Here is a 26516-nt window from a genome sequence, read left to right as displayed (position 1 = left end):
CCTGATGGCTAAAAAATCCGTTTATGTTCGCCTGGTCGGACATCCGGTTCGGTGCGTTGCCCCGCGCATCCACGGGCACGACGGCAACGCGACGCAACCATCAGCCGAGAGCGGCCTTGACCGTCGCCACCACGTGCTCGACGGTGAAACCGAAATGCTTGAACAGCACACCTGCCGGGGCCGACTCGCCGAACGTGTCGATGCCGACCACGCCGCCTTCCAGACCCACGTACTTGCGCCAGAAATCCGACACGCCCGCTTCGATCGCGACGCGGCGCACGCCATGCGGCAGCACGCGTTCGCGGTACTCGGCGTCCTGCTTGTCGAACACCGTTGTCGACGGCATCGACACGACGCGTGCGGCAATGCCTTCGCGCGCGAGCGGCTCGACGGCCTTCATCGCCAGTTCGACTTCCGAGCCCGTCGCGATCAGGATGATCTTACGCGCGACGATCTCTTCCTCCCAGTCGCGCAGCACGTAGCCGCCCTTCTCGATGTTGGCGATCTGCGCGTCGGTGCGCTCGTTGAACTGCAGGTTCTGACGGCTGAAGATCAGGCACGACGGACCTTCATGCTCGATCGCATGGGTCCAGGCCACCGCGGTTTCGACCGTATCGGCCGGGCGCCACGTTTGCAGATTCGGAATCAGGCGCAGGCTCGCGACGTGTTCGATCGACTGGTGGGTCGGGCCGTCTTCGCCGAGACCGATCGAGTCGTGCGTGAACACGAAGATCGACTGCGACTTCATCAGCGCGGCGACGCGCAGCGCGTTGCGGCTGTAGTCCGAGAACGTCAGGAACGTGCCGCCGAATGCCTTGTAGCCGCCATGCAGCGCGACGCCGTTGATCGCGGCGCTCATGCCGAATTCGCGCACGCCGTAGTTCACGTAGTTGCCGGCGGCACGGCCTTCGGCATTCACGCGCACCGGCTTCGCGGCTTTCCAGTTGGTCAGGTTCGAGCCGGTCAGGTCGGCGGAACCGCCGAGCAGTTCGGGCAGCACGGCCGACAGACCTTCGATGGCCTGCTGCGACGCCTTACGCGTCGCGACGGTCTCAGCGCGTTCGTTCGCGCCCGCGATGATCGCTTTCGCCTTGTCTTTCCAGTCGGCCGGCAGCTGCTTCGCGCTGCGGCGCTTGAACTCGGCGGCTTCCTGCGGATACTTGGCCGCGTAGGCGGCGAACGCCTTGTCCCACTCGGATTCAAGGCGCGCGCCCGCGTCCTTCGCATCCCATGCCGCGTAGACTTCCTGCGGGATCACGAACGGCTCCCACTTCCAGCCGATCGCTTCGCGCGTTGCCGCGATTTCCTTGTCGCCGAGCGGCGCGCCGTGCGAGTCGTGCGAGCCCGCCTTGGTCGGCGCGCCTTCACCGATCACGGTCTTGCAGCAGATCAGCGTCGGCTTGTCCGACTGCTTCGCCTGTCTGATCGCCGCGTCGACCGCGTCGACGTCATGGCCGACCACGTTCGGGATCACGTTCCAGCCGTACGCTTCGAAGCGCTTCGGCGTGTCGTCGTGGAACCAGTGCACCACTTCGCCGTCGATCGAGATGCCGTTGTCGTCGTAGAACGCGATCAGCTTGTTCAGCTTGAGCACGCCCGCGAGCGAGCAGGCTTCGTGCGAGATGCCTTCCATCAGGCAGCCGTCGCCGACGAACACGTACGTGTGGTGGTCGACGATCTTCGCGTCGGGCTTGTTGAATTCTGTGGCGAGCAGCGACTCCGCGAGCGCCATGCCGACCGCGTTCGCGAGACCCTGGCCGAGCGGGCCGGTGGTCGTCTCGACGCCCGGCGTGATGCCGTATTCCGGATGACCCGGCGTCTTCGAATGGAGCTGGCGGAAGTTCTTCAGCTCTTCCATCGGCAGGTCGTAGCCGGTCAAATGCAGCAGCGAGTACAGCAGCATCGAGCCGTGACCGTTCGACAGCACGAAGCGGTCGCGATCGGCCCATTGCGGGTTCTTCGGGTTATGGCGCAGATGACGCGACCACAGGGCAACGCCGATTTCGGCCATGCCCATCGGCATGCCCGGGTGGCCGGAGTTCGCCTTTTGAACGGCGTCCATGGACAACGCGCGGATCGCGTTAGCCATCAGGGAAGTGGGTGCGGGAGACGGGGTCGTCATGTCGAGTCCGGAGACAGAGTCAGAAAGCGGAGCGCGCTTGAGGCCCGGAAGCTCGGCGGCCAGTTCGCTACGGCGCACGATGCGGCGCCAGGAGACGCGAAACGGGCAGAGCAAGCGGACAAGGCTGAAAGCGTCACATTCTAGCAGAAGGTTAACCCCTACCCGGCCGGAAACCCGCCCGGCCGCGCGGTTCAACGCACTCCGCCCGGCGGCGGCATTCACGATCCGAGCAGCTGTTTTGCCCACGCTGCCGATCGAGCCCGTCCGCCGTGGACGCCCCGTTATTGTTCCAGCCTTGTGCCGGCGCCGTCTACGGATTTCCTCATGCGCGGCTCGGTCCGCTCGATGCCCGGATGTCTAGCGAGCTCCGCTACGGCCCGACCGATTCGCACGCTCGCCGAACGTCCCGCCGCATACCGCATCGATTCGCTGCGTCATGACGAACCAGCGGTGCACGCGGGGCAACTCTCGGCAGCGCGAACGGCGCGCGATAAACTGAGTCCGACGACGAAACCATCCATTTGAAGCGTGGACACCTGGAGCGAACCGGTTCGAGCGAAGCCGGCATGCCGCGCCGGAGCGAAACCCGCAACAGTGGCCACGCTGCCCCACGAGATCCGGAGAACTCCATGACCGCCCCTCGCCCCGCCGGTGTGCCCTGGCTGACCCCCTATCTGACGGTGCGCGACGCGCGCGCGTCGACGGCGTTTTTTTCGGCGGCGTTCGGCTTCGACGTGCGCGACAGCGTGCAGGACGATGGCGTCGTCATGCACGTCGAGATGACCTATCAAGGCCAATTGATCGTGATGTTCGCGCCCGAAGGCGCGTTCGGCTCGACCGCGAAGACGCCGAAGAGCGCGGGCACGATCGCGCCGCAATCGTTCTATGTCTATGTCGAGGACGTCGATGCCGTGTATGCTCGCGCGCTCGCGGCCGGCGCCAAGTCGCTGAGCGAGCCGCAGGACCAGTTCTGGGGCGACCGCTTTGCGCAGGTCGAAGACATCGACGGCTATCGCTGGGCGCTCGCCCGCCACCTTTCCTGAATCCGAGAGTCTTTCGTCGATGCCCCGTTTTTTTGTTGATGCGCTGCTTTATCCCGATGACGTGATCGCATTGCCCGACGACGTCGTGCGCCACGTGGCCGTGCTGCGTCTGCAGCCTGGCGACTCGTTGGTGCTGTTCAACGGCCAGGGCGGCGAATACGGCGCCGAACTCGTCGAGGTCGAGCGTCGTTCGGCTCGCGTGAAAATTGGCGAATTTCGCGCGGTGGAGGTCGAGCCGCCGTATCGGCTGACGCTCGCCCAAGGCATTGCAGGCGGCGACAAGATGGACTGGTTGATCGAGAAGGCGGTCGAACTCGGCGCCTCTGGCTTCGTGCCGCTCGCGACCGCGCGCAGCGTCGTGCGCCTGACCGGCGAGCGGGCACAGCGGCGGCAGCAGCACTGGCAGGGTGTGGTGCGGGCGTCGTGCGAACAGTGCGGGCGTAATCGGCTGCCAGACGTGATGCCGGTGTGTGAGATTGGCGCGTGGCTCGATACCCTCGCGCGCGAGCCGGCGCCCGACGAGTTGCGCCTGCTGCTGTCGCCGCGCGCGAGCATCGGCTTTGCGGCGCTGCCGGACGCGCCGCCGCCGGGTGGCGTGACGCTGCTGATCGGCCCCGAAGGCGGCCTTTCCGCCGACGAGGAAACTGCCGCCATTGAACAGGGCTTTACCGCAGTCGGCTTGGGCCCGCGTGTGCTGCGCACGGAAACCGCGGGGATCGCGGTGCTTGCCGCGCTTGCGGCGCGCTGGGGTGGTTGGTAAGCGGGAGCTTCCACAAGCAGCGCCGCAAAAAACAACGGCCCGCTAATTAGCGGGCCTTTGCCGTTTATACCGCGACGTTAACTGCCAGGTCCAAGCAGAAACGCCTGAACAGGCGAACATTCTACGAGCCTCAGGCGAACGAGTAAAACACCCGGAACGCGACCTTGCGCTCGGCCCAGAATTCGGCCGCTTCACGGAACACGTCGAGCAGCGTTTCGCGCCCTTCCTTGTCGAATTTCTGCGCGATCGGCAGGTGTTCGAGCACGATTACGAAGCCAGGCTGCGCGCCGGCCTTGTGCACGAGGTCGGTCAGGCAATCGTAGAGCGCGTCGTAATTCTTGCCGAAATGCTTGGGAAACAGAAACGACGTCGCGATCGTCTCGAGCACTTCCTGCTTCGAGGCGGCGTTCGCGCAATACGCATACAGAAAGTGCTGGCCAAGGTGGTTGGCCTCGTCGGCGAGATCCTGCACGCGGAACGCGCGGATCGACTGCACGATGTTCGGCCGCACCGTCCTGAAAAGGCTCATGGGCTCTTCGTTCGATGAAACCACCGTGCCAGCCTCGCTTTGGTTGTCGCGACCCTGCTCGTCGGCGCGCATCTTCATGACGCGTTGGAACAAATTGCCGTCGCCGGCCGCGAAAAGATCCGTCGCGACTCCGGAATCGTGCGCGTAGATGTTGTCGCTCATGCCGTTCATCCCAATGTCATTCAACAATACGGTTAAAACTGGTGTAATGGTCGTCCGAGTAATAACAATTGTCGGTTCGCTGTAGCGGACCTCCGCAGACGATGCGGCGCGCCCCGCGATTACGCGCGTGAGGCGTGGGGACGGTGTATTCGTGGTAATAGCCGCGCCGATGAGCGGGCAGCACCCGTTCGTAGTTGCCGAATACGATGCCGTCCTTCTGATACGGGTAAGGCCCGCCGGCAGCAATGAGGTTCAACGTATCGACCGCCTCGCGCGGCAATTGCGCCAGCGCGATGGTGCCTACCTGCGCTTCCGCCACAGCTGGCGCCGAATAGTCTCGCGCCAGCGCCTCGGGCGCCGAACTTGACAACGCGCAGAGCGCGGCAGCACCGATCAGCACGCCTTTCATGCGCAACCAGTTGCGTGCCATGTATCAGGTTTCCCCGCTGTCAGACCACGAGTTTGACGACCATGAAAGTCGTAAGGGTATCGCTAATAGCCTTTGGAATCAACGTTCGACGGCCCGACGACACCCCGCCTCGCCGCGCGGATAGCCGGCCGTCGGGGCTTTGACGACTTTTGACAGAATGTTTAGCGCGATCAGGCTAAACTGAGCTCAATCGTGATCGAACGCAGCGCAAGCGGTGCAGGCTGCCGGTGGCCGAGGCGCTCGATTGCGGTTGTTAGAGCCTGGAACCACTCAGCCGAAAGGCTGTGTCATTGCCATTTTTCGGGGTGGCGATCCCCAGCTTGCCCTGAAGGCGTGCCCATTGCGGGCACGCCGTTTTTTTCAGGGCGCGCCGGTTGGAGAACCGGCGCCGGGCCTGTCGCGGCCCGGTCACGATGTGCGCTTAGCGGGTTGCGCTGACGTCCGCAACCAGCAGCGCCGCCATGTTGACGATCCGGCGCACCGTCGCCGACGGCGTCAGCACGTGCACCGGCTTGGCCGCGCCGAGCAGGATCGGGCCAATCGCGATGTTGTTGCCGGCCGCCGTCTTCAGCAGGTTGTACGCAATGTTGGCCGCATCGATGTTCGGCAGCACCAGCAGGTTCGCGTCGCCTTCGAGCGTCGAATCGGGCAGCACTTCGCGGCGCAGGTTGGAGTCGAGCGCGACATCGCCGTGCATTTCGCCGTCAATCTGCATCTCCGGCGCGCGTTCACGCAGGATCTCGAGCGTATCGCGCATCTTCTGCGCGCTCGGCGCGTTGCTCGAACCGAAGTTCGAATGCGACACCAGCGCGACCTTCGGCTCGATACCAAAGCGACGCACTTCCTCGGCCGCCATGATCGTGATCTCGGCCAGTTCCTCCGGCGTCGGATCGACATTCACGTGCGTATCGACGAGAAAAATCTGCCGGTTCGGCAACACCAGCCCATTCATCGCCGCATACACCTTCGCGCCCGGCTTCTTGCCGATCACCTGGTCGATGAAGTGGATATGGCGGTGCGTCGTGCTGACCGTGCCGCAGATCATGCCGTCCGCCTCGCCTTTCCTGACCATCATCGAACCGATCAGCGTGGTGCGGCGGCGCATCTCGAGCTTGGCCATCTGCGTGGTGATGCCCTTGCGCGACATCATCTTCGCGTATTCCTGCCAGAACTCACGGTAACGTTCGTCGTGATCGGTGTTGACGACCGTGTAATCCTGCCCGGCGACGAGACGCAGGCCATAACGAGCGATCCGCTGTTCGATCACGGCCGGCCGGCCGATCAGAATCGGCTTGGCGAGCTTTTCGTCGACGACGATCTGAATCGCGCGAAGTACACGTTCCTCTTCGCCTTCCGCGAACACGATGCGCTTCTTCTCCGGCTCGACGCTGCGCGCGAGCTGGAAGATCGGCTTCATCGTCGTGCCGCTGTGGTAGACGAATTGCTGCAGATGCTGCGCGTACGCGTCCATATCCTCGATCGGACGCTCGGCGACGCCACAGTCCATCGCGGCCTTCGCCACTGCAGGGGCGACCTTCACTATCAGACGCGGATCGAAGGGCTTCGGAATCAGGTATTCCGGTCCGAACGACAGATCCTGGATGCCATACGCGGTCGCGACGATGTCGCTCTGTTCCTGGCGCGCCAGTTCGGCGATCGCGTTGACGGCGGCGATTTCCATTTCGCGCGTGACCGTCGTCGCGCCCGCGTCCAGTGCCCCGCGGAACAGGAACGGGAACACCAGCACGTTGTTGACCTGGTTCGGGTAGTCGGTGCGGCCCGTGCACAGCACCGCGTCCGGACGCACTTCGAGCGCGAGTTCCGGCAGGATTTCCGGCGTCGGGTTCGCGAGCGCGAGGATCAGCGGCTTGGCGGCCATCTTCTTGACCATGTCCTGCTTGAGCACGCCGCCAGCCGACAGGCCGAGGAACACGTCCGCGCCGTCGATCACCTCGGCGAGCGAGCGCGCGCTGGTTTCACGCGCGAAACGCTCCTTGTCCGGGTCCATCAGTTCGGTACGGCCCTTGTAGACGACGCCCGCGAGGTCGGTCACGGTGATGTTTTCGAGCGGCAGGCCGAGGTCGACCAGCAGGTCCAGACAGGCGAGCGCCGCCGCGCCAGCGCCGGACGAGACCAGCTTCACTTCCTTGATGTCCTTGCCGACGACCTTCAGGCCGTTGGTGACCGCCGCCGCGACGACGATCGCGGTGCCGTGCTGGTCGTCATGGAAGACCGGAATCTTCATGCGCTTGCGGCATTCGCGTTCGACGATGAAGCAGTCCGGCGCCTTGATGTCTTCGAGGTTGATGCCGCCGAAGGTCGGCTCGAGCGCGGCGATCACGTCGACCAGCTTGTGCGGATCGGTCTCGTTGATCTCGATATCGAACACGTCGATGCCGGCGAACTTCTTGAACAGGACGGCCTTGCCTTCCATGACCGGCTTCGACGCGAGCGGGCCGATGTTGCCGAGACCCAGCACCGCGGTACCGTTCGTGACGACGCCGACGAGGTTGCTGCGCGCGGTGAAGCGCGCGGCGTTCAGCGGGCTCTCGACGATTTCCTCGCACGCAAATGCGACGCCAGGCGAATATGCCAACGCGAGGTCGCGCTGGTTGATCATCTGCTTGGTCGGGGCGATCGCGATCTTGCCGGGAGTCGGAAACTCGTGGTAATCGAGGGCTGCTTCGCGGAGTTTGGTATTGACGGGATTCGACATAAGGCGGGCTTCGGAGGGCAGATTAGAATAGACGTTCGACGGCATTGTAGCCCCAATTGCCCACGCAATTCCTTCAATACGGGTACAACTGCCGCGACTGAAACAGCGTGAAAGCGCGTTGCCCGTTGCACCGCTCGCCCGTTGCTTGCGACCGGGCATTACGCTCGAATCTCCTGACCTGCGCTATTTCTCCACTCGTTCTCCGCTCATCGCCCGCCATCATGCTTTCCGAGTTTTCGCTGATCGACCGCTTCTTCGCCCGCCGCGCCGCCCAAGCGCGGCCCTCCACTACCGAAGGCGGCACGCTCGGCATCGGCGACGACTGCGCGTTGCTGGCACCGCCTGCCGGCGAAATGCTGGCGATCTCGACGGACATGCTGGTGGAAGGCCGTCACTTCTTCGCCGATATCGATCCCGAAGCGCTCGGTCACAAGGCGCTCGCGGTCAACCTGTCGGACCTCGCGGCGATGGGCGCGCAGCCGCAGGCATTCACGCTCGCCTTCGCGCTGCCGCAGGCCGACGAAGCGTGGCTATCCGGATTCAGCGAAGGCCTGTTCGCGCTGGCCGAGCGCTACGGCTGCGAGCTGATCGGCGGCGATACGACCGGCGGGCCGCTCAATCTGTGCATTACCGTGTTCGGCAGCGTGCCGCCGCAAACAGCATTGCGCCGCGATGCCGCGCAACCCGGTGACGACATCTGGATTTCCGGCACGCTCGGCGACGCGCGCGCCGGCCTCGGCGTGCAGCGGGGCGAATGGTCCGCCGATCCGAACGACGCCGCGACGTTCCGCCAGGCACTCGAACGCCCCGAGCCGCGCATTGCGCTCGGCCTCGCGCTGCGCGGCATCGCACACGCGGCGCTCGACCTGTCGGACGGACTCGCCGGCGATCTGCTGCATATCCTGGAGCGCTCGTCGGTGAGTGCAAGCGTCGACGTCGACGCGGTGCCGCGCTCGGCCGCGTTGCGCCGACTGCCACCCGACGTCCAGCAGCGCTGCACGCTAGCCGGTGGCGACGACTACGAGCTGTGCTTCACCGCGCCCGCTGCCGCGCGCGCCGCGGTCGAGGCCGCCGCGCACAAGGCCGCTGTGCCGGTCACTCGCATCGGTACAATAAGCGCACTGGAGGCGGCCACCGACCGCCCGGCCATCGCGTGGCGCAACGCCGCCGGCGCGCCGCTCACTCTGACGCTGCAAGGTTTCGATCACTTTCATGCAGAATGACCCCCCGCTCGGCCCCGCCGACGACTTCCTCGGCAGCGAGCCGCCGCAAGCACCAGAACCGCGCGCGCCGAAGCCCGCTCAGCCACGCCGCGCGACCGCGCGCTTCATGCTGTCGCATCCAGTCCACATCCTGTCGCTCGGCTTCGGCAGCGGGCTGTCGCCCGTCGCGCCGGGGACGATCGGCACGCTGTTCGGATGGGCGTCCTTCGCGGTACTGAGCCGCTATCTGACCGTTATCGAATGGGGCGTGCTGATCGGCGTCGGCTTTCTCGCCGGCATCGCGCTGTGCGGCTTTACCGCGAAGCGGCTTGGCGTCGAGGATCCGTCGGCGGTAGTGTGGGATGAAATCGTCGCGTTCTGGCTCGTGCTGCTGATGGTCACGCCTGCCACGCTCGCCGCTCAGGTTTGGGCATTCGTGATCTTCCGCTTCTTCGACATGGTGAAGCCGCCGCCGATCGGCTACTTCGACCGTCGGCTGAAAGGCGGCTTTGGCATCATGTTCGACGACCTGATCGCCGCGTTCTTTACGTTGCTCGTGATTGCACTGTGGCGGATGTCGGTTTGAGCGCTGCCCGAATGCTACCTGAGCACCGTTCGGCTCTTCTGGTCGCCACCCGGCCCCTGCCGTTCGCCGCGCCTCACGGCCGGCTTCGTTTTCCGGATTGACTGACGCCATGCCTACCGATTCCGTCGTTCACCAGCTTGCGATCCGCGTGAGCAACCGTCTGCGCGACGAGCGCCTGATGCTCGTGACCGCCGAGTCCTGCACGGGCGGCATGGTCGCGACCGCGATCACCGACATCTCCGGCAGCAGCGGCTGGTTCGAACGCGGCTTCGTCACGTATTCGAACCAGGCGAAGAGCGAAATGATCGGCGTGCCGGCCGACCTGATCGAAAAGCACGGCGCGGTCAGCGAACCGGTCGCCCGGGCGATGGCTGAAGGCGCGCTGCGCAACAGCCGCGCGCAGGTGTCGCTGTCGATCACGGGCGTCGCTGGGCCCGGTGGCGGCACCGAAACCAAGCCGGTCGGCATGGTGTCGTTCGGCTGGACCAATCGGCTGCATACGTCGGTGGAAACGAAGATTTTCAAGGGCGATCGCGAGCAGATCCGCGTGCAGGCCGCGGCGCACGCGCTGCGCGGCCTGCTGGCGCTACTCGACGAACGCGAGCATTGAGCGGCGTCTAACTGTCACTGAGGAGGCGGACAATGCCGGATTCGCGCGCGATCGCAGATGAACTGATCCGCCGCTTCGACCTGAAGCCCCATCCCGAAGGCGGCTTTTTCGCGGAGACCTATCGCTCCGCCGCGCGCGTGCTGCGCGCCGGCGACGCAAGCGAGACTGAGAACACCCGTGCGGCATCGACCGCGATCTATTACATGCTGTGCGACGGCGCGCATTCGGCGTGGCATCGGATCCGATCCGACGAAGTCTGGCATTTCTACGCCGGCGAGCCGCTGCTGGTCCATGTGCTCGATGAAGGCGAGGCCGACGGTGCGCTCGTCACGCACCGGCTCGGCAATCCGCTCACGCATCCCGATATGGTGTATCAGGCCGTCGTGCCCGCCGGTATGTGGTTCGCGGCCGAGTGCGCCGATCCGGCGTCGTTCGCGCTGGTCGGCTGCACGGTCGCGCCGGGTTTCGAATTCAGCGAGTTCGAACTCGCGGAGGTCGATGCGCTGAAGGCGCGGCATCCGCGCCATGCGGAGTTGATCGGGCGACTGGGACCGGCGCGCTGACGCGCCGCTCCTCGATTCAACGAAACGCGTTGATCCGGTCGCGGGTGTCCTTCGCTGCCTGCGCGGCCGCTTGCGCGAAGTCGTCGCCCTTGCCCGCGTAGATGATCGCGCGCGAAGAGTTGATCAGCATGCCGGTGCCGTTCGCGGTACGTCCGGCGCTCACGGTGGCCTGCACGTCGCCGCCTTGCGCACCAATGCCCGGAATCAGCAGCGGCATGTCGCCGACGATCCCGCGCACCACTTCGATTTCCTTCGGAAACGTCGCGCCGACCACGAGCCCCAGTTGGCCGCTCGCATTCCACTTCTGCGCGGCCAGTTGCGCGACGACCTGGTACAGCGGCCGGCCGCCCGTCTCGAGAAACTGCAAGTCCGAGCCGCCCGCGTTCGACGTGCGGCACAGCACGATCACGCCCTTGCCCGCGTGCTCGAGATACGGCTCGATCGAATCGAAACCCATGTACGGATTGACCGTCACCGCGTCGGCCTGGTAGCGCTCGAACGCCTCGCGCGCGTACTGCTCGGCGGTGCTGCCGATATCGCCGCGCTTGGCGTCGAGAATCACCGGCAGGCCCGGATGGTTCGCGTGAATGTGAGCGATCAGCTGCTCGAGCTGGTCTTCCGCGCGATGCGCGGCGAAGTAAGCGATCTGCGGCTTGAACGACGACGCATACGACGCGGTTGCATCGACGATCGTGCGGCAGAACTCGAAGATCGCGTCGGCGCGGCCCGCGAGCGCGCCCGGAAATTTGCTGGGCTCGGGATCAAGCCCAACGCACAGCAGCGAGTTCGTGCGCTGCCAGGCGTCGTTGAGTGTCTGGATGAAATTGGACATGGTGAGTCTCGCGGCGAGCCGGTAATCGGAGGAGGCGCGTATTTTACCCGTCCGACGATCGCCATCCGTCGATGGCGGTCAGCGCGCGGCCCGCACCTCATTGACTGTGGCTACTGCCTGCGCCGCGCGCCACGTGCACCCGGCATCGAGCGCAGGCCAGTCCGCTCGACCGTGAAGCGGAACGTGCGCGTCAACCGCTCGCCGCGCTTGAGCAGCGTCATGCCGTTTTCGCTCGCGCCGCCGGCCAGGTTCATCGCATTGATCGGATGATCGACCGGCTCGAAGCAGAAGAAGTCTTCCCCGGGCGGTGTGTACAGCACGTAGTAGTCGGTATCGGCGGCGATGTTCAGCGACAGCCGGCGCTTCGGCCACACCACCGCCGCCTGGCCGCTCCAGCCGGTGAACGCGTGATTGACGATCGTCTCCGGCAGCGGATACGCGACGCCGAACTGCCACGCGGGCGGCGCCGGCACGTGACGCACCGGCAGCCAGTCGTCGCCCGACAGCCACAGGCCGCCGGCCGCCGCCGACAGCTCGGTGTCCTCATCGCGCACGAAGAACGGATGCACGCCGAGCCCGAACGGCAGCGTCTCGCGGCCGGTGTTTTCGATTTCGAGCGCGACGATGAGCGTCGGGCCGTCAAGCGTATAGGTTTGCGTCGCGCGGAACGCGTACGGCTTGCCGTCGCTGCGGTCGAGCGCGAGGCGCACGTGCTCGCGGCCCGTGTCGAGCACCTGCCATTGCGCGAGCCAGCCGTCGCCGTGAATCGGCAGCGGTTCATCGGCGCGGTTGCGCGGCACCTCGACGCGCCGCCCGCCCACGCTGAAATGACCGCCGCCGATGCGGTTCGAGTACGGCAACAGCGGATAGCAGGCAAGCTGGTTCGGTTCCGTATCGACACCGACTTCACTGCAGCGCCGGAAGATCGGCGTCAGCGCGCCGTCGTCGCGCCAGTCGAAGCGGGTCACGCCGCCGCCGAGCGTCGGCGCGACATCGAGACGCAATTGCGAGTTGGCGAGCGTGATGCACGCGACATCGCCGGCACTGCCTTCGCCGAGCGCGACCGCCGATGTGCTCGGGCCCGCCAGCACCGGATTGGCCGCCGCGGCAAGTCGCGAGCGTCGCGTTTGAGAGGTTGGGGATGAGGCTGAAACGAGATTCGCAACAGTCATATCTGGCTCCATCGAGAGGCGTGGGACGTTGCCGTCAGGATTGACGGGAGTTGCGGGCGATTTTTTATGAGCAATTCGCCTCGAGTCCGAACTGCATGCTGCCGATTCGTTGCCGGCCGGTCGCGGGCGTATCGCTAGCAGACCGAAACTGCTACATCGACTTCTGCTTCACCTTCAGGATCGCGGCCCCGGCGCGCGGCCGGGGCTGCGTCATTCTGCGCTAGATCGGCGCGCCCTGGAACAGCGGTTCCGCAACACCGCGCCGTGCGAGCGTCGCGACGAACAGGTCGCCCGCGAGCGTATCGGCCGCGCGCGCCGTCGCATCGAGTTCGGCGTAGGCGCTCGTGATGTACAGCGTGTCGAGCGCCTTCTCGCCCTGGGTGCTGCCCGCGGCCTCGCCGAGCGCGGCACCGCCGATCGCGACGCAGCTCGGCTGCGTGGTCGGCACGTCGATGCGCTCGGTTTCCACACCATCGGGACCGTAGCGCACCACGCGCGCGCCGCCCCACTGCGCGTTCCACAGGCCGCCGTCGCTGTCGACGGTCGAGCCGTCGGGGATGCCGTTCGCATCGGTTAGACGCGTGAACACGCGATCGTTCGCGATGCTGCCGTCCGCGCGATAGTCGCACGCGCGGATTTCACGCGTCGGCGAATCGCAGTAGTACATCGTCGCGCCGTCGGGACTGAATGCGATGCTGTTCGAAATTGCCGGCGCTGGCAACGGTAAGCGTTCGAGCGATAGATCGTGATTCAACCGATAAAAGCCGGCGACCCTCTGCCGTTGCCCGCTTTCGTCCTTAGTGCCGAACACGAAGCGCCCTTGCCGATCGCAGCGGCCATCGTTCACGCGCGTGTTCATGCCGGGTTCGACGTCGACGATCCGCTGCGTAGTGCCGGTCTGCAGATCGAAAAACGCGAGATGCGATGCGAGCCCGAGCAGCACGTAGCGCGGGTTTTCGCACAGCGCGAAGGTGGCGAGCCGCTCGGGCATGTCGAACGAATCGCTGCTGCCGTCGGCCGGATCGTAGCGCCACAGCCGCGCGCCCTCGATATCGGTCCAGTAGAAACGGCCGCTGCGGGCGCACCAGGTCGCGCCTTCGCCGAGTTCGCACTGCGCGTCGAGCAGCAGCGTGGCCCGCTGCACGCGCGGGTTGCCGCTCACGCCCAGCCTCCGTCCACGACGATGTCCTGCGCGGTGATCATGCGGCTGTCGTCGGCGGCGAGGAACAGCGCCATGCGCGCGAGGTCGGCCGGCATCAGCTCGGCGTCGATGCACTGGCCTTCCTTGATCTGCCGGCGGCCGTTGTCGTCGAGCCACAGGCGCAGCTGCTTCTCGGTCATCACCCAGCCCGGCACCAGCGTGTTGACGCGGATATTGAAGTGGCCGAGGTCGCGCGCGAGCCCGCGCGTGAGCCCCTGCACCGCCGACTTCGACATCACGTACACCGGATAGCCGCCGTTCTTCAGCATCCAGCTGATCGAGCCGAGGTTGATGATCGAGCCGCTGCGCGCGGCCTTCATGTCCTCCATCACGGCCTGCGCCGCGAAGAACTGGTGGCGGATATTGACGGCGATGCCCGCGTCGAACGACTCGCGCGTGACGTCGGCAATCTGATGGCGCTTGTCGTTCGCCGCGTTGTTGATCAGCACCTGGATCGGACCCAGCGCCGCCTTCACATCGGCGATCGCTTTTTGCAGCGCGTCGACATCGGTCAGGTCGCAGGGGAGAAACAGCGGCTTGTGCTTCGAATCGCCGAGCTGGTCGGCGAGGGCTTCGCCGGCGCTCGCGTCGATATCGAAGAACGCGACGCGCGCGCCCTGCGCCGCGAAGTGCTCGACGAACGATGCGCCGATGCCGGTCGCGCCGCCCGTGATCAGCACCGTACGGTCGACGAGGCTCGGATAGCGCGCGTACGCGGTGTCAGCGAGACTGACGTTTGCATTGGCCGGAGACGACATCGTTCGATTCCTTTATGAGCTTGGGATGGGGTGAAAGCGACTCAGTCGCGCGAGCCGCGGTTCTTCAACTGGTCGAGCAACACGGCCGCGAGCAGGATCGCGCCGCGCACCAGGTACTGGTAGAACGCGTCGATGTTCAACAGGTTCATCACGTTCTCGACCGTGCCCATGATCAGCACGCCGATCACGACGCCCGAGATCGTCGCGCGGCCGCCCAGCAGCGACACGCCGCCGAGCACGCACGCGGAGATCACGTTCAGCTCGAAGCCTTCGGCGGCATTCGGCTGACCCGACGTGATACGCGACGCGAGAATCACGCCGGCGAGCGCGGTGACGGCGCCCTGGATCAGGAAGATGTAGACGCGCGTGCGCTCGACGTTGATACCGGCGAGCCGCGACGCTTCCGGATTACCGCCGATCGCGAGCGTATTGCGGCCGTACACGGTCTGGTTCAGCATCACGCCGAACACGATGAAGCAGATCAGCGTGACCCAGATCGGCAGCGACACGCCGAAGAACGTCAGGCCGCCCAATGCGATGAAGGTATCCGACGACACGCCGACCGCCTGACCATGCGACACGATGAAACCGAGGCCGCGGACGATTTCCATCGTCGCGAGCGTGGTAATCAGCGCGTTGATGCGCAGATAAGCGATCACCGCGCCGTTGACGAAACCGATCACCGCGCCCGCCGCGACCGCCGCGATGATCGCGATGACCGTGCTGTTGGTCGCGTTGAGCACCATCGCGCACAGCACGCCGGCGAATGCGACGGTCGAGCCGACCGACAGGTCGAAGTCGCGCGACGCGAGGCAGAACATCATCGTGCACGCGACCATGCCGATCTGCGAGATCGACAGAGCGAGGCCGAGCATGTTCTCGATCGAGAAGAAATGATCGACGGTCAGCGACATCGTGACGAACATCACGATGAAAATCACGATCAGGCTGTACTCGGTGATCTGCTGCCACCACTTGGCCTTGTCGCTGGTCTGCGGAATCAGCGCGTCGGCCGCGCTCTTGGCGGCCTGCTGCGCGAGGTTTTCTCTGGCTTGCATGTTCAATACTCCTCCCCGTTCCCCACGGGTTGCGGACTCTCGTCCGGATAAGGTTCAGGCCGCGCGCGAGCCGCTCTGGTTGGCTGCGTTGGCGTTCGTGTTCGAGTCACCAGGTAGCGCGGTCGAGCTTTGCGGCAGCGCGAGGCTCAGCACCGACTGCTCGGTCGCATCCTTGCGCGCGAGCTCGCCGGAAATGCGGCCCTGGCGCATCACGACGATCCGGTCGGACACGCCGAGCACTTCGGGCAATTCCGACGAAATCATCACGATCGCGCAGCCGCGCTCCGCGAGCTGATAGATCACGTTATAGATCTCGTGCTTCGCGCCGACGTCGATGCCGCGCGTCGGTTCGTCGAGAATCACGACCTTCAGATCTGGCTCGGCGAGCCAGCGCGACAGAATCGCCTTCTGCTGGTTGCCGCCCGACAGGAAGCGGATCTTCTGCCGGCGATGCGGCGTCTTGATCTTCAGCAGCTTGATGAAACGGTCCGCCGTCTGCGCCTCTTTCTTGCGATCGAGAAACACGCCCGCGCGCAGATAGTGACGGCGGCAGCTGATGTTGATGTTCTCCGCGACGCTCGCCATCGCGACGATGCCTTCTTCCTTGCGATCCTCGGGGCACAGCACGATGCCGTGTTTGATCGCCTCGCCCGCGCTGCGCACCTTGATCGGCTTGCCGTCGAGCACGAGTTCGCCGCCCTTGCGATGCTCGGCGCCGTACACCAGATGCATCAGCTCGCTGCGGCCCGCGCCGACGAGTCCGAAGAAGCCGACGATTTCGCCGCGCCGCACCTCGAAGCTGGCCGGCTGCGCGAGCGGATGACCTTCGATCGCCTTCGCCGCGAAGCGCACTTCGCCGAGCGGCCGCGCCGTATAGCTATAGATGTCCGAAATTTCGCGCCCGACCATCTCGCTCACGATCGTGTCGCGCGATACGCCTTCGAGCGTCGGATGCGACGCGACCTTGCGGCCGTCGCGGAAGATCGTGCACGCGTCGCACAGCTCGTAGATCTCGTCCATCCGATGCGAGATGTAGATCATCGCGCGGTTGTCGGCGCGCAGATCGCGCACCAGCTTGAACAGCACCTCGGTCTCGCGATGCGACAGCGAACTGGTCGGCTCGTCGAGCGCGATCACGCGCGCATTGCGCATCAGCGCCTTGCAGATTTCGACCATCTGCCGCTGCGCGATCGACAGCTTGCGCAGTTTCGCGTTCGGATCGAGCGCGACGCCCATCGCTTCGAGCCGCTCGCGCACGAAGCGCTTCGCCTCGCGCTTGTCGACCCAGCCGAGCGCATTGGGCAGCTGGCCGAGCAGCAGATTTTCCGCGACCGTGAGGTCGGGCACGTACTGCAGTTCCTGGTGAATCACCGCGATGCCGGCACCGATCGACGCGGCCGCGCTCGGAAAGCGCACCTCCTTGCCGTCGATCATCATGCGGCCCGAATCGGGCTGATACTCGCCGCCGAGAATTTTCAGCAGCGTCGATTTTCCCGCGCCGTTTTCGCCCATCAGGCCGTGCACCTGGCCGACGTTGACGTCGAAGGACACACCGTCGAGCGCACGCACGCCTGGAAAAACCTTGCCGATATTGTCAAAACGTAGCGTCGCTGACACTTCGCCTCCTCATCCCTCATGTAGACCGTACGCGCGCCGCCCTCCGCAACAGGCGGAGAAAGCGGCGCGCCGGCGGTGTACTTCATGTCACCGCAAGACCCGCGATTACTTCGACGCGAGGCCCATCTTCTCGCGCACTTCGCCGACGTTGTCGCGCGTCGCCAGCATGCCGGTCGTCAGCGTGAGCAGCGGCGGCTCCTTGCCCTGGGTGATCCACGAGTACATCAGTTCCGAGGTTTCCTCGCCGTGGCGCTTCGGGCTGATGATCACGGTGCCGAAGAAGCCCGTCGGCTGCGGCTTCTTGAACTCGTTCAGCGCGGATTCCGAACCGCCGATGCCGATACCGATCATGTTGTCGGCCTTGAAGCCACGGCCTTCCGCCGCGCGCACCGCGCCGAGCACGCCTTCGTCGTTCAGCGCGTAAGCGACCCAGTGCTTGAACTGCGGGTTCTTGGTCAGCGCGATGTTGGCGGCATTGAAAGCGTTTTCCGTGTCGGTCTTCGCTTGCGGCGCGGTGATCACGTTCGCTTTCGGGAAGCCCGCGGCGACCAGCGCGTCGGTCGCGCCGGTGGTGCGGTCATGCGCGGTCGGCAGCTGTTCATAGGTCACGTCGATCGCGCCGACGTCCTTCATGTCCCAGCCGCGCTTCTTGATTTCAGCCGCGATGCCGTCGCCGACCTGCTTGCCGATGTTATACGCCGAGATGCCCATGTGCGGCACCGCTTCGATCGGCTTGCCCGCGCCGTCGACGAGGCGGTCGTCGACCGTCATCATCTTCAAGCCGTCGGCTTTCGCCTTCGCGACGATGCCCGGCCCGAGCTTGACGTCGGGCGTGCAGATCACGAAGCCCTGCGCCTTCTGCGCGGCGAGGTTATCGATTGCGCTCATCACCTTCTCGCCCGACGGCGCGCCGATCTTCACGAGCGTGAAGCCCTTCTCCTTGGCGGCGATCTCGGCGAACTTCCATTCGTCCTGGAACCACGGCTCTTCCGGCTGCTTCACGAGGAAGCCGATCTTGACCGTATCGGCAGCCTGTACGACCGGCGCGTTGAAGAGCACACCCGTCGCCGCCGCTGCCAGCGTGAGGAAAATTCTGCGTTTCATGATGCGTGTCTCCTGACTAATTGATAACGAGAAGGTAATCGGCCGCGTCTTCTAATACCGGTCCTGACACACGCGGCCAGCGCGTCGTCCGGTGTTCTGTGCGTCTCTTCGCGATGCGAATTCAGTCGTGATACAGCGCCGAGCGGCCGCCATCGACGGTGATGCAGCTCGCGTTGATGAACGGCGCCTCGTCCGATGCGAGGAACACCGCGGTCATCGCCACTTCCTCCGGGCGCCCGATGCGCTTCATCGGCTGCAGATCGAGCGTCGCCTGCTGCGCGGCGGCCGGATCGGGCTGCTCGTTCCACCAGTCGTGCGTCAGCTGCGTCTCGATGTAGCCCGGTGCGATCGCGTTCACGCGCACGTTGCACGGCGCGTACTCGATGCCGAGCGCGCGCGTGAGGCCGATCACGCCATGCTTCGCGACCGGATACGGGAAGCAGCCCGGAATGATCTTGAACGCGTGGGTCGACGCGATATTCACGATGCTGCCCGCGCCGCGTTCGACCATCCCCGGCAGCACCGCGCGACAGCCATTCCACACGCCGTCGAGATCGACCGCGAAGCAGCGCCGCCAGTCGGCGTCCGTCATCGTCAGCGGATCGCAAAACACGTTGATGCCCGCGTTGTTGACGAGGATGTCGAGCGCACCGAACGCGCGCTCGCCTTCGCTCACCGCATGCCGCAGCGACGCGGGTTGGGTCACGTCGGTCTGCACCGCGAGCACGCGCGCGCCTGCGCCGACTTCCGCCTCGATCCGCGCCGCCGTGCGCTGCGCCGTGTCGAGATCGAGTTCCGCCAGCACGACCGCCGCGCCCTCGCGCGCGAATGCGAGCGCGATCGCCGCGCCGATGCCGCGCCCGGCGCCGGTCACTAGAGCGGCTTTGCCGGCGAGCCGGTTCATTTCTTCGCTCCTGCGCGAGCGATCCGCAGACCGTTGATGAACGCCTTCGCATGCGACGCGGTCACCGCCGCGCTCTGGCCCGGCTTGTAGAGCGCCGAGCCGAGGCCGAAACCGTTGGCGCCGGCGCTCAGGAACGGCCCCATGTTGTCCGGGTTGATGCCCCCGACCGGCACGAGCGGCACCTGCGCGGCGATCACCGCGCGCCATGCCTTGACGACCTGGCAGCCGAGTTGCTCGGCGGGGAACATCTTCAGCACGTCCGCGCCGTTCTTCAGCGCGATGAACGCTTCGGTCGGCGTCGCGACGCCGGGCGCGCAGGCGAGGCCGCGCGCCTTCGCGGCGATCACGACATCCGGATCGCTGTGCGGCATCACGATGAGTTCGCCGCCCGCCGACTTCACGTCGTCGACGTACAGCGGATGCAGCACCGTGCCCGCGCCGACGATCGCGTCGGCCGGCAGCACCTTGCGGATCGCGGAGATGCTGTCGAACGGCTGCGGCGAATTGAGCGGTACTTCGACGATGCGAAAACCCGCTTCGTACAGCGCTTGACCGTGATCGGCCGCGTCGGCGGGCGTGACGCCACGCATGATCGCGATCAGCGGACAGACTTCGAACGCGGCGATCAGACCCGCGTGCGGCATGTAGGGTCCGGGCAGATTGATATGTGGTTGCATGTCGGTTCCTTGTTTCGTGAGCGTCGTAAAGGCTCTGCCGCCGGTCAGCCCGCTCGCGCCGCCTGCGCGGACGGCTGCACGAGCCCCGCTGCTACCGCAACGCGCCACAGGCCGCGTTCGGTCGCGTGTCTGACCGGTTCCGCGCGCAGACAGCCGAATTGCGCGAGCGCGAGGCGGTAGCGCTCGCATAGCGCGTCGTTGCCGATCAGCCGCAGACTCTGCTGCGCGAGCGAGCTGCCTTGCTGAGCGAGCACCGCTTCGAGGCCGGCGAGTTCGTGTCCGATCAGCAGGCCCGACAGATAGTCGGGCTGAGCGTCGCTCGACAGCGCGCCGGTCAAGCCGAGCGTGCGCGTGCTGAACACGGTCGCGAGCACGCCCGCCTGACCTTTCTCGCGCGCGATGTTCACACCGCGCAAAAATGCTTCGGTATCCGGCCGATCGGGCGTGACCATCGTACGGCCGAGAATCGTGTGCTCGCGCAGCGCGGCGAATACCTCGCCAGTCATGAAGGTGTGAAAACGCTCGATGCGCTCCGCCTGCACGACCGCCCATTTCGCGTGCGTGCCGGGCAGGCCGATCAGTGAGCGAGCGTTGCTGTCGACGGCGCTCGTGCCTTGCGCGCCGTTCGCATCCGCGCTGAGCGCGCCGAAAATCTGCGTCTCCTCGCCGCGCATCACGTTCGGCAATTCGCCGCGTTGCAGCACGCCCGGCACGATATGCAGCGTCGCGCCGCGCGCGGTCTGCACCCGGACGATGCCGGCCACCAGCGCATCGGCGTTCGCGGGCGTCTCGACATACGGCGCTTCGAGCCAGCCCTGCGCGCTGCCCACCATCCCCGCCGCGATCACCGGCACGCCGCGCCCATGCTCGAGCCACGCGCCGCAGGCGTCGTCGAACGCCGCGTCGAAGCCGCCCTCGGCCGCGCTGCGCGGCAGATTCATAATGCCGGCCGACGATGCGCGCGTCGCCAGCACGCGACCGTGCACGTCGAACAGATACGCGCGCAGCGACGTCGTGCCCCAGTCGAGCGCGATCAGCGCGGCATGCGTGAAATCGACGGCGGCGGTATCCGTGCCATCGGTCGCGTCCGGCTGCACGCCCGATGTGGGCCCGGCGGGCGCCTGGTGGTTCGCCAGCGTGGCGGTGCCCGCTTGTTTCATCGCTTGATCCTGCGCGTGGCCGGTTGCGGTGCGCGCCAACCGAGTTCTTCCGAAATCGCGCGCGCCTCGCGCTGCACGACCGGAATCAGTTCGTCCATCCGTTCGAGCGGCATATACGGAATCGTGCTCGCCACCGACAACGCCGCGACGATCGCGCCCGACGCATCGCGCACCGGCGCCGCGACGCAACGGATCGACGCTTCGTTCTCTTCGAGATCGAACGTGTAGCCGCCGGCCGCGTAGTTCGTCATGCGCTGCAGGAAGGTCGGCGCGTCGGGGCGGTTGTCGGGCTTGAAGCTGACGCCCGCGAGCGCGCGGCGCGACGCCTCGAACAGCGACTGCCATGCGTCCGGCGCGAGGTCGAGCATCATCGCCTTGCCGATGCCGGTCGACGCGAGCGGCATCCGATGGCCGACCCGCGAGCGCATTTCGAGGCCGCGCGTGCCGGGGATCTTGTCGATGTACAGCACGTCGTCGCCGTCGCGCACGCCGAGGTGGATCGTGTCGAGCGTCTGCTCGGCCAGCGACTGCAGGTGCGGACGCGCGACGGCCGTCAGCGGCATCTGTTCGAGCGCGATGGTGCCGAGCTCGATCAGCTTCGGCCCGAGCAGATAGCCGCCCTGCACCTGGCGCAGATAGCGCGCCTGCACGAGGCTGCTGACCAGTCGATGCGTGGTGCTGCGGGTGGTGCCGAGCGCGGCGCCGAAGCTGCGCAGATCGCGCACGCCGGCCGCCGCCGCCTCGAGAATCGCGAGGCCGCGCAACAGTGTCTGTGTGCCGGCCTGCTGCGGCGTGATTTCCAGCAGCGTGACCGGCAGCCCGAGTCCGTCGACGGTCGCCGCGCGCTGCACCGGGCGCGACGCCCTTGCGGTTGCGGACGCACTGGCGGCGACATTGGCGGTGACGGCTGAAGCCTCGCGCGGCGCGGGATTCGCGGCGCGGTCCGGCGCGCCGTTCGACCCCGGCGCCGCCTCGGTCGGGCTAGCCCCGTGAGTAGGCATCGCTTTGTTCATGGCGATTCGCTTTCGGATGGTTTCTGCGCTTAGCGCGCGGGGCCGGAGAACAGGGCGGGAACGCGTGCGGCGCCGCGCTCGCGCGGCTGCTGTGGTTGGCTGCCAGACATGTTGGCCTCGTCTCCGGTTTTTTTGTGTCGCGGTTCGCTGTTTCAGCGCGCTGGAGCGCCTACTTGCGATGCATGTTGGCTTGGATTGTAGGGCGACTTTTGAGAATCACCAATATGTGAATGTTGAGTCCAGATAGTGAGATTTTAGTTGGCAATCAGCTGTTTAGCGGAACGCAGCGCCTCCGCGAAAAGACGCAAAAAAGCCCGCGCGAGGCGGGCTTCGGAACTGAAAACCAGGGGATCGACAGCCCTTTTCAATCCGGCAATTCGGCCGCGCCCATCCGCCGCGCGATGACTCGCGCGCGTTGCGTGAGATACGCCGAATTCCTGTGTTCATCGAAATACTTGGGGCGCGGCAGCATCACCGCGAGCCGCGCCGACTGCGCGGCCGTGAGCTTGCTCGCCGAGGTCTTGAAGTAGTACTGCGCGGCCGCCTCGGCGCCGTACACGCCGTTGCCCCATTCGACCGAGTTCAGATAGATCTCGAAGATGCGCTGCTTGTCCATCAGCGTTTCGAGCATCCACGTGATGATCAGCTCCTGGCCCTTGCGGATATAGCTTTTCTCGCGCGACAGGAACAGGTTGCGCGCAAGCTGCTGCGAGATCGTCGAGCCGCCGCGCACGATCCGGCCTTGCGCCTTGTTGCGCTCCCATGCCTGCAGCATCGCGTCGGTTTCGTAGCCTTTGTTGTTGACGAAGTTCGCGTCTTCGGACGCGATGATCGCGCGCTTCAGGTTGCGCGAAATCTGCTCGTACGGCACCCACGTGCGCTGCACCGACAGATCCGGCCGGTCCTGCGACAGACGCCACGCGTCCGATCGCATGAACGCGGTCGAGCGCGGATTGACGACGTTCCAGATCGCGATCTGCGCGAAGTAGTACGCCTGCGTCGCGAGCCAGGCGATGACCACGACCGCGATCAGCCAGGCGAGCCAGCGCAGCGGGCCGGCCTGGCCGCGCGAACCGTTGGCGCGCCGCGTCGCTGTCATGGTGCGTGCTATCCGCGCGCTGACGTTATGCGGGCGACGGCGCCGTCAGCAGCGCGCGCAACTCGGCGAGCACCGGCGCGCCGTCGGGGCGCACACCGCGCCACACATAGAACGATTCGGCGGCCTGCTCGACCAGCATGCCGAGGCCATCGGCGCCGCGCGCGCCGAGCTTCGCCGCGTGCTGCATGAAGACGGTCGGATGCGCGCTGTACATCATGTCGTAAGCGAGCGTGCCGTTGCCGAACGCGCGGTCGTCGCACTCGGGCAGCGACGCATCGAGGCTGCCTGCGGTCGCGTTGACGATCACGTCGTACTGCCCCGCTTCGATCGCCCGGGCGCTGCCGCCGCTCAGACGGCAGTGCGCGTCGCCGGCAGCCTGAGCGAACTGGTCGACCAGCGCCTCGGCCTTCTGTGCCGTGCGGTTGACGATAGTCAGCGTATGCGGCGCGCGGTCGAGCATCGGCAGCACCACACCGCGCGCGGCCCCGCCCGCGCCGAGCAGCAGGATGCGCGCGCCTTTCAGCGACACACCGAGATTCACCTCGATGTCGCGCACGAGGCCGAAGCCATCCGTGTTGTCGCCGTAGATGCCGTCGGCGTCGACCCTCAGCGTGTTTACCGCGCCGGCCGCCGCGGCGCGAGGCGACAGCGTGTTCGCGAACGCATGCGCGTCGAGCTTGAACGGCACCGTCACGTTCAGGCCGCGCCCGCCCGCTTCGATGAACGCGCGCACGTGCGGCACGAACGCGTCGACCGGCGCGAGCAGAGCGCCGTACTCGACCGGCTCGCCGGTTTGCGCGGCGAAGCGGCCGTGGATGAACGGCGACTTGCTATGTCCGACCGGATTGCCGATGACCGCGTAGCGGTCGCGCGTTGGGTTGCCGCTCATCGTCCCGGCTCCGTGATGTGTTGGTCGTTGTCGGCGGTGTTCGATGCGGCGTTGCCGTTGCCGTTGCCGCTTGCCGCGGATTCGTCGGCGCCGGGGTTGTCGTTCGGATTGCCGCCGTCGGCTTCGGCTTGCGCCTCCGCTTCGCTTTCGGCGCTGTCGTCCGCTGCGTCGAGCAACTCTTCGTCGCCCTCGTCCTCGCCTTCTTCGGCTTCGGCGCCGCTCGTTACAGTCGGCGCATCGAGCACGTGCAACAGACGCACCGACGCTTCGATCGTCAGTTCATCGATCGACATCACTTCCAGCTGCAAACGCGTGCCGCGCGCATGCACGCCGAGACCCGGCACGTGCAGCAGGAGCGGAATTTCCTCGAGACGCACGAGATCGCCCTTCACGACCGACGCGACCACCTGCTTGCGGTTTTCCTGCGTGAGCCAGCGCAGACACCAGAAGTACTCCATGCGGCGCTGGTAGTCGGCGTACGCGGTGTAGGTGTCGTCGAAGCCCTGCACGACCGCGAACAGATCGGCGTCCTTCGGCTTGAACGGCGCGGCGAGCTTCGCGGTCACGCCATGCTGCACGCACGCGATCAGCTGCCACTGGTTCACGAGGTCGACGTAGCGGCGCAGCGGCGACGTGCTCCACGCGTATTGCGAGACCCCGAGCCCTTCGTGCGGCGCCGCGTTGGTCTGCATGCGCGTGCGCTTCGGGCCGCTTGGCGCGCCGAACGCGCGCTGCGTGCGATAGATGCCCGGCACGCCGTGATCATGCAGGAACGCGCCCCACGACGAGTTCGCGAGAATCGCCAGCTCGGCGACGATCGTGTCGAGCGGCGAGCCGCGCCGGCGCGGCGTGATCGTGATGTGCTCGCCGTCGACGTAGAAATTGAAGTCGGTATTGCGCTGCACTTCACGGCGCAGGCCGTAGCCGGCGCGCGCGGTCTGGCGCTTTTCGAACAGTGCTTGCGCGAACGGCCACAGCACGGCGATATCGTCCTTGTGCGGATACTCGCCGGTGCCCTCGGCGAGCGCCTGCTCGGTGACGACTTCGTCGAGCGTGTTGTGACGCAGGTTGTTCTTCACGAACACGCGCTCGGCGCGCGTTTCGCTCGCGACGATCTCCTGCGTCTCGCGATTGACGATCACATACAGCGACAGCGCCGGCCGATATCCGCCCTCGGCGAGCGTGAAGGTGTCGACGACGCTGTCGGGCAGCATCGTGATCTTGTCGCCGGGCATGTAGACCGTCGACAAACGAGCACGCGCGATCGCATCGACGTCGTCGCCGCGCTGAATGCCGAGCGCCGGCGCGGCGATGTGCACGCCGATCCGCACGCGGCCGTCGGCCAGATGCTCGACCGAGAATGCGTCGTCGATTTCGGTCGTGGTGATGTCGTCGATCGAGAACGCTTCGACGTCGGCCTGCGGCAGATCGTCGGGCACGTTCGCGGCCGCAACGGTCGGGAAGCCGGTGCCGTGCGGAAAGTACTCGGACAGGAATTTCGCTTCGTGCAGCGCGCGCGGCGACGCTATCGCGCCGCATTCGAGCATCAGCCGCGCCTGCGAGATGCCGCGCGCGGCCGCGGCGCCCTCGAGCGCCTTGTACTCGATCGTGTTCTTGTCGGGCTTAGTCAGGAGCGCGAGGCCCTTGCCGCCCGCGAACGTTTCCGGCAGACGGCCTGCCTTCAGTTCTTCCTCGTACTGCGCCTGCACGAGCGCCTGCTGGCGCTTGCGCTCGAGGCCCGCGAGCGCCATCTTCAGCTGCTCTTGCGGCGCGCGCTGGTACATGCCGCGGCCCTTGCGGCGGAAGTACACCGGCGAGCCGTGCATGCGCAGCACCAGCGCCGCTCGCTCGATCGCGCCGAAGCTCGCGCCGAAGTACTCGGCGCCCAGCGTCGCGAACGGGAATTCATCGTCCGGCGCGCATTCCCACAGGAAGTCCAGATCGATCTCCTGCGCCAACGTGTCGGCCTGCTGCATCAGTTCGGCCGCGGTGGGCTTTTCGAACTCGATCAGCACGTCTTTCGCGCGCACCTTCGCGCGCCGGCCGCCCGGCAACTCGACCTGAAACGCGTCACCCTGACGCGACAGCACGCTGCCGGCCTTGAAACTGCCCGATTCCTCGAAGAAAACGTTCACTCAATACTCTCGTTCTGACTTGCATCTGCCGGCGCGCCCGACGCCCTGTGGCGATCGATCACTGCATGAGCGGCACGGCAACCTGTTCGTGATAGTGAATCCGCGGCGCGCACTGCGCGTGCCAGCGGGTTGAATCTTGCGACCAGCGGTGGCGGTCGGTGTGTCTTTCCGGCC

At 66.0% G+C, this 26516-nt stretch carries 24 protein-coding genes; 6 read left to right on the top strand and 18 right to left on the bottom strand.

Translation table 11 applies throughout. The features are described 5' to 3' along the window. Window positions 1-100 precede the first annotated feature (100 nt). Window positions 101-2122 carry a transketolase gene (gene tkt, locus VSR82_RS26980; protein WP_498858238.1) on the bottom strand — a complete coding sequence of 674 codons (2022 nt, stop codon included), beginning with the start codon at window positions 2120-2122 and terminating at the stop codon, window positions 101-103. Between the two features lie 629 nt (window positions 2123-2751). Between tkt and VSR82_RS26975 the strand changes: the two genes are divergently transcribed. Next, the gene (locus VSR82_RS26975) at window positions 2752-3165 is read left to right on the top strand and encodes a VOC family protein (RefSeq protein WP_008923880.1); all 414 of its coding nucleotides are present in this window, start codon (window positions 2752-2754) and stop codon (window positions 3163-3165) included. 19 nt (window positions 3166-3184) lie between these two features. Next, the gene (locus tag VSR82_RS26970) at window positions 3185-3925 is read left to right on the top strand and encodes a 16S rRNA (uracil(1498)-N(3))-methyltransferase (RefSeq protein WP_429457898.1); all 741 of its coding nucleotides are present in this window, start codon (window positions 3185-3187) and stop codon (window positions 3923-3925) included. Between the two features lie 130 nt (window positions 3926-4055). On the opposite strand, the gene VSR82_RS26965 is transcribed toward VSR82_RS26970, so the two are convergent. The 3 genes from VSR82_RS26965 to VSR82_RS26955 all read right to left on the bottom strand — a co-directional run bounded on the left by VSR82_RS26965 (window position 4056) and on the right by VSR82_RS26955 (window position 7807). After that, window positions 4056-4616 carry a barstar family protein gene (locus tag VSR82_RS26965; protein ID WP_013090542.1) on the bottom strand — a complete coding sequence of 187 codons (561 nt, stop codon included), beginning with the start codon at window positions 4614-4616 and terminating at the stop codon, window positions 4056-4058. Between the two features lie 16 nt (window positions 4617-4632). Continuing rightward, the gene (locus tag VSR82_RS26960) at window positions 4633-5046 is read right to left on the bottom strand and encodes a ribonuclease (RefSeq protein ID WP_368584051.1); all 414 of its coding nucleotides are present in this window, start codon (window positions 5044-5046) and stop codon (window positions 4633-4635) included. A gap of 421 nt (window positions 5047-5467) precedes the next feature. Next, a complete protein-coding gene (locus VSR82_RS26955) occupies window positions 5468-7807 on the bottom strand; it encodes an NADP-dependent malic enzyme (RefSeq protein ID WP_410848620.1) in 2340 nt (779 codons plus the stop codon). Between the two features lie 176 nt (window positions 7808-7983). Here VSR82_RS26955 and thiL point away from each other — a divergent pair, with 176 nt between their 5' ends. From thiL to VSR82_RS26935, 4 genes are all read left to right on the top strand, one after another. After that, window positions 7984-8985 carry a thiamine-phosphate kinase gene (gene thiL, locus VSR82_RS26950; RefSeq protein ID WP_429457895.1) on the top strand — a complete coding sequence of 334 codons (1002 nt, stop codon included), beginning with the start codon at window positions 7984-7986 and terminating at the stop codon, window positions 8983-8985. Further along, window positions 8975-9550, top strand: coding sequence for a phosphatidylglycerophosphatase A family protein (locus VSR82_RS26945; protein ID WP_368584054.1), 576 nt, complete (start codon window positions 8975-8977; stop codon window positions 9548-9550). Before thiL ends, VSR82_RS26945 begins: the two co-directional genes overlap by 11 nt. Window positions 9551-9659: 109 nt before the next feature. Further along, on the top strand, window positions 9660-10160 hold the full coding sequence (locus VSR82_RS26940) for a CinA family protein (RefSeq protein WP_013090547.1): 501 nt from the start codon (window positions 9660-9662) through the stop codon (window positions 10158-10160). Between the two features lie 32 nt (window positions 10161-10192). After that, window positions 10193-10723 carry a cupin domain-containing protein gene (locus VSR82_RS26935; protein ID WP_429457893.1) on the top strand — a complete coding sequence of 177 codons (531 nt, stop codon included), beginning with the start codon at window positions 10193-10195 and terminating at the stop codon, window positions 10721-10723. Window positions 10724-10739: 16 nt separating this feature from the next. On the opposite strand, the gene pyrF is transcribed toward VSR82_RS26935, so the two are convergent. The 14 genes from pyrF to VSR82_RS26865 form a co-directional block, all read right to left on the bottom strand. Next, window positions 10740-11555: an orotidine-5'-phosphate decarboxylase gene (pyrF, locus tag VSR82_RS26930; RefSeq protein ID WP_368584056.1), complete on the bottom strand. Its 816-nt coding sequence runs from the start codon at window positions 11553-11555 to the stop codon at window positions 10740-10742. Window positions 11556-11665: 110 nt separating this feature from the next. After that, window positions 11666-12727, bottom strand: a complete 1062-nt coding sequence (locus VSR82_RS26925; protein WP_429457891.1) for an aldose 1-epimerase — start codon at window positions 12725-12727, stop codon at window positions 11666-11668. A gap of 220 nt (window positions 12728-12947) precedes the next feature. Then, window positions 12948-13889, bottom strand: coding sequence for an SMP-30/gluconolactonase/LRE family protein (locus VSR82_RS26920; protein WP_410848624.1), 942 nt, complete (start codon window positions 13887-13889; stop codon window positions 12948-12950). After that, window positions 13886-14686 carry an SDR family NAD(P)-dependent oxidoreductase gene (locus VSR82_RS26915; protein ID WP_368584059.1) on the bottom strand — a complete coding sequence of 267 codons (801 nt, stop codon included), beginning with the start codon at window positions 14684-14686 and terminating at the stop codon, window positions 13886-13888. The genes VSR82_RS26920 and VSR82_RS26915 overlap by 4 nt, the downstream gene beginning before the upstream one ends. A 41-nt stretch (window positions 14687-14727) precedes the next feature. Beyond that, window positions 14728-15744, bottom strand: a complete 1017-nt coding sequence (araH, locus tag VSR82_RS26910; protein WP_368584060.1) for an L-arabinose ABC transporter permease AraH — start codon at window positions 15742-15744, stop codon at window positions 14728-14730. A gap of 54 nt (window positions 15745-15798) precedes the next feature. Then, window positions 15799-17361, bottom strand: a complete 1563-nt coding sequence (gene araG, locus VSR82_RS26905; protein ID WP_429457886.1) for an L-arabinose ABC transporter ATP-binding protein AraG — start codon at window positions 17359-17361, stop codon at window positions 15799-15801. A 105-nt stretch (window positions 17362-17466) separates the two neighbouring features. Then, complete coding sequence (locus VSR82_RS26900) at window positions 17467-18465, bottom strand: arabinose ABC transporter substrate-binding protein (RefSeq protein ID WP_368584062.1); 999 nt, start codon at window positions 18463-18465, stop codon at window positions 17467-17469. A 121-nt stretch (window positions 18466-18586) separates the two neighbouring features. Further along, on the bottom strand, window positions 18587-19369 hold the full coding sequence (locus VSR82_RS26895; RefSeq protein WP_176365584.1) for an SDR family oxidoreductase: 783 nt from the start codon (window positions 19367-19369) through the stop codon (window positions 18587-18589). Continuing rightward, a complete protein-coding gene (locus VSR82_RS26890; protein ID WP_368584064.1) occupies window positions 19366-20046 on the bottom strand; it encodes a 2-dehydro-3-deoxy-6-phosphogalactonate aldolase in 681 nt (226 codons plus the stop codon). Before VSR82_RS26890 ends, VSR82_RS26895 begins: the two co-directional genes overlap by 4 nt. A gap of 44 nt (window positions 20047-20090) precedes the next feature. Continuing rightward, window positions 20091-21206, bottom strand: coding sequence for a 2-dehydro-3-deoxygalactonokinase (locus VSR82_RS26885; RefSeq protein WP_429457883.1), 1116 nt, complete (start codon window positions 21204-21206; stop codon window positions 20091-20093). Continuing rightward, entirely contained in the window at window positions 21203-22219 is a 1017-nt protein-coding gene (locus VSR82_RS26880; RefSeq protein WP_368584066.1) for an IclR family transcriptional regulator, read from the bottom strand. Before VSR82_RS26880 ends, VSR82_RS26885 begins: the two co-directional genes overlap by 4 nt. 364 nt (window positions 22220-22583) lie before the next feature. Further along, on the bottom strand, window positions 22584-23318 hold the full coding sequence (gene mtgA / locus VSR82_RS26875; protein WP_368584067.1) for a monofunctional biosynthetic peptidoglycan transglycosylase: 735 nt from the start codon (window positions 23316-23318) through the stop codon (window positions 22584-22586). Between the two features lie 25 nt (window positions 23319-23343). Then, window positions 23344-24207 carry a shikimate dehydrogenase gene (gene aroE, locus VSR82_RS26870; RefSeq protein ID WP_429457881.1) on the bottom strand — a complete coding sequence of 288 codons (864 nt, stop codon included), beginning with the start codon at window positions 24205-24207 and terminating at the stop codon, window positions 23344-23346. Continuing rightward, complete coding sequence (locus VSR82_RS26865) at window positions 24204-26342, bottom strand: ribonuclease catalytic domain-containing protein (protein WP_429457879.1); 2139 nt, start codon at window positions 26340-26342, stop codon at window positions 24204-24206. The genes aroE and VSR82_RS26865 overlap by 4 nt, the downstream gene beginning before the upstream one ends. Between the last annotated feature and the right edge of the window lie 174 nt (window positions 26343-26516).

It is taken from the genome of Burkholderia sp. JPY481, assembly GCF_038900515.1.
Taxonomy (GTDB): domain Bacteria; phylum Pseudomonadota; class Gammaproteobacteria; order Burkholderiales; family Burkholderiaceae; genus Paraburkholderia; species Paraburkholderia youngii.
Note: the sequence above shows the minus strand (reverse complement) of the source record. Positions and strands in the feature narration are given on the sequence as shown.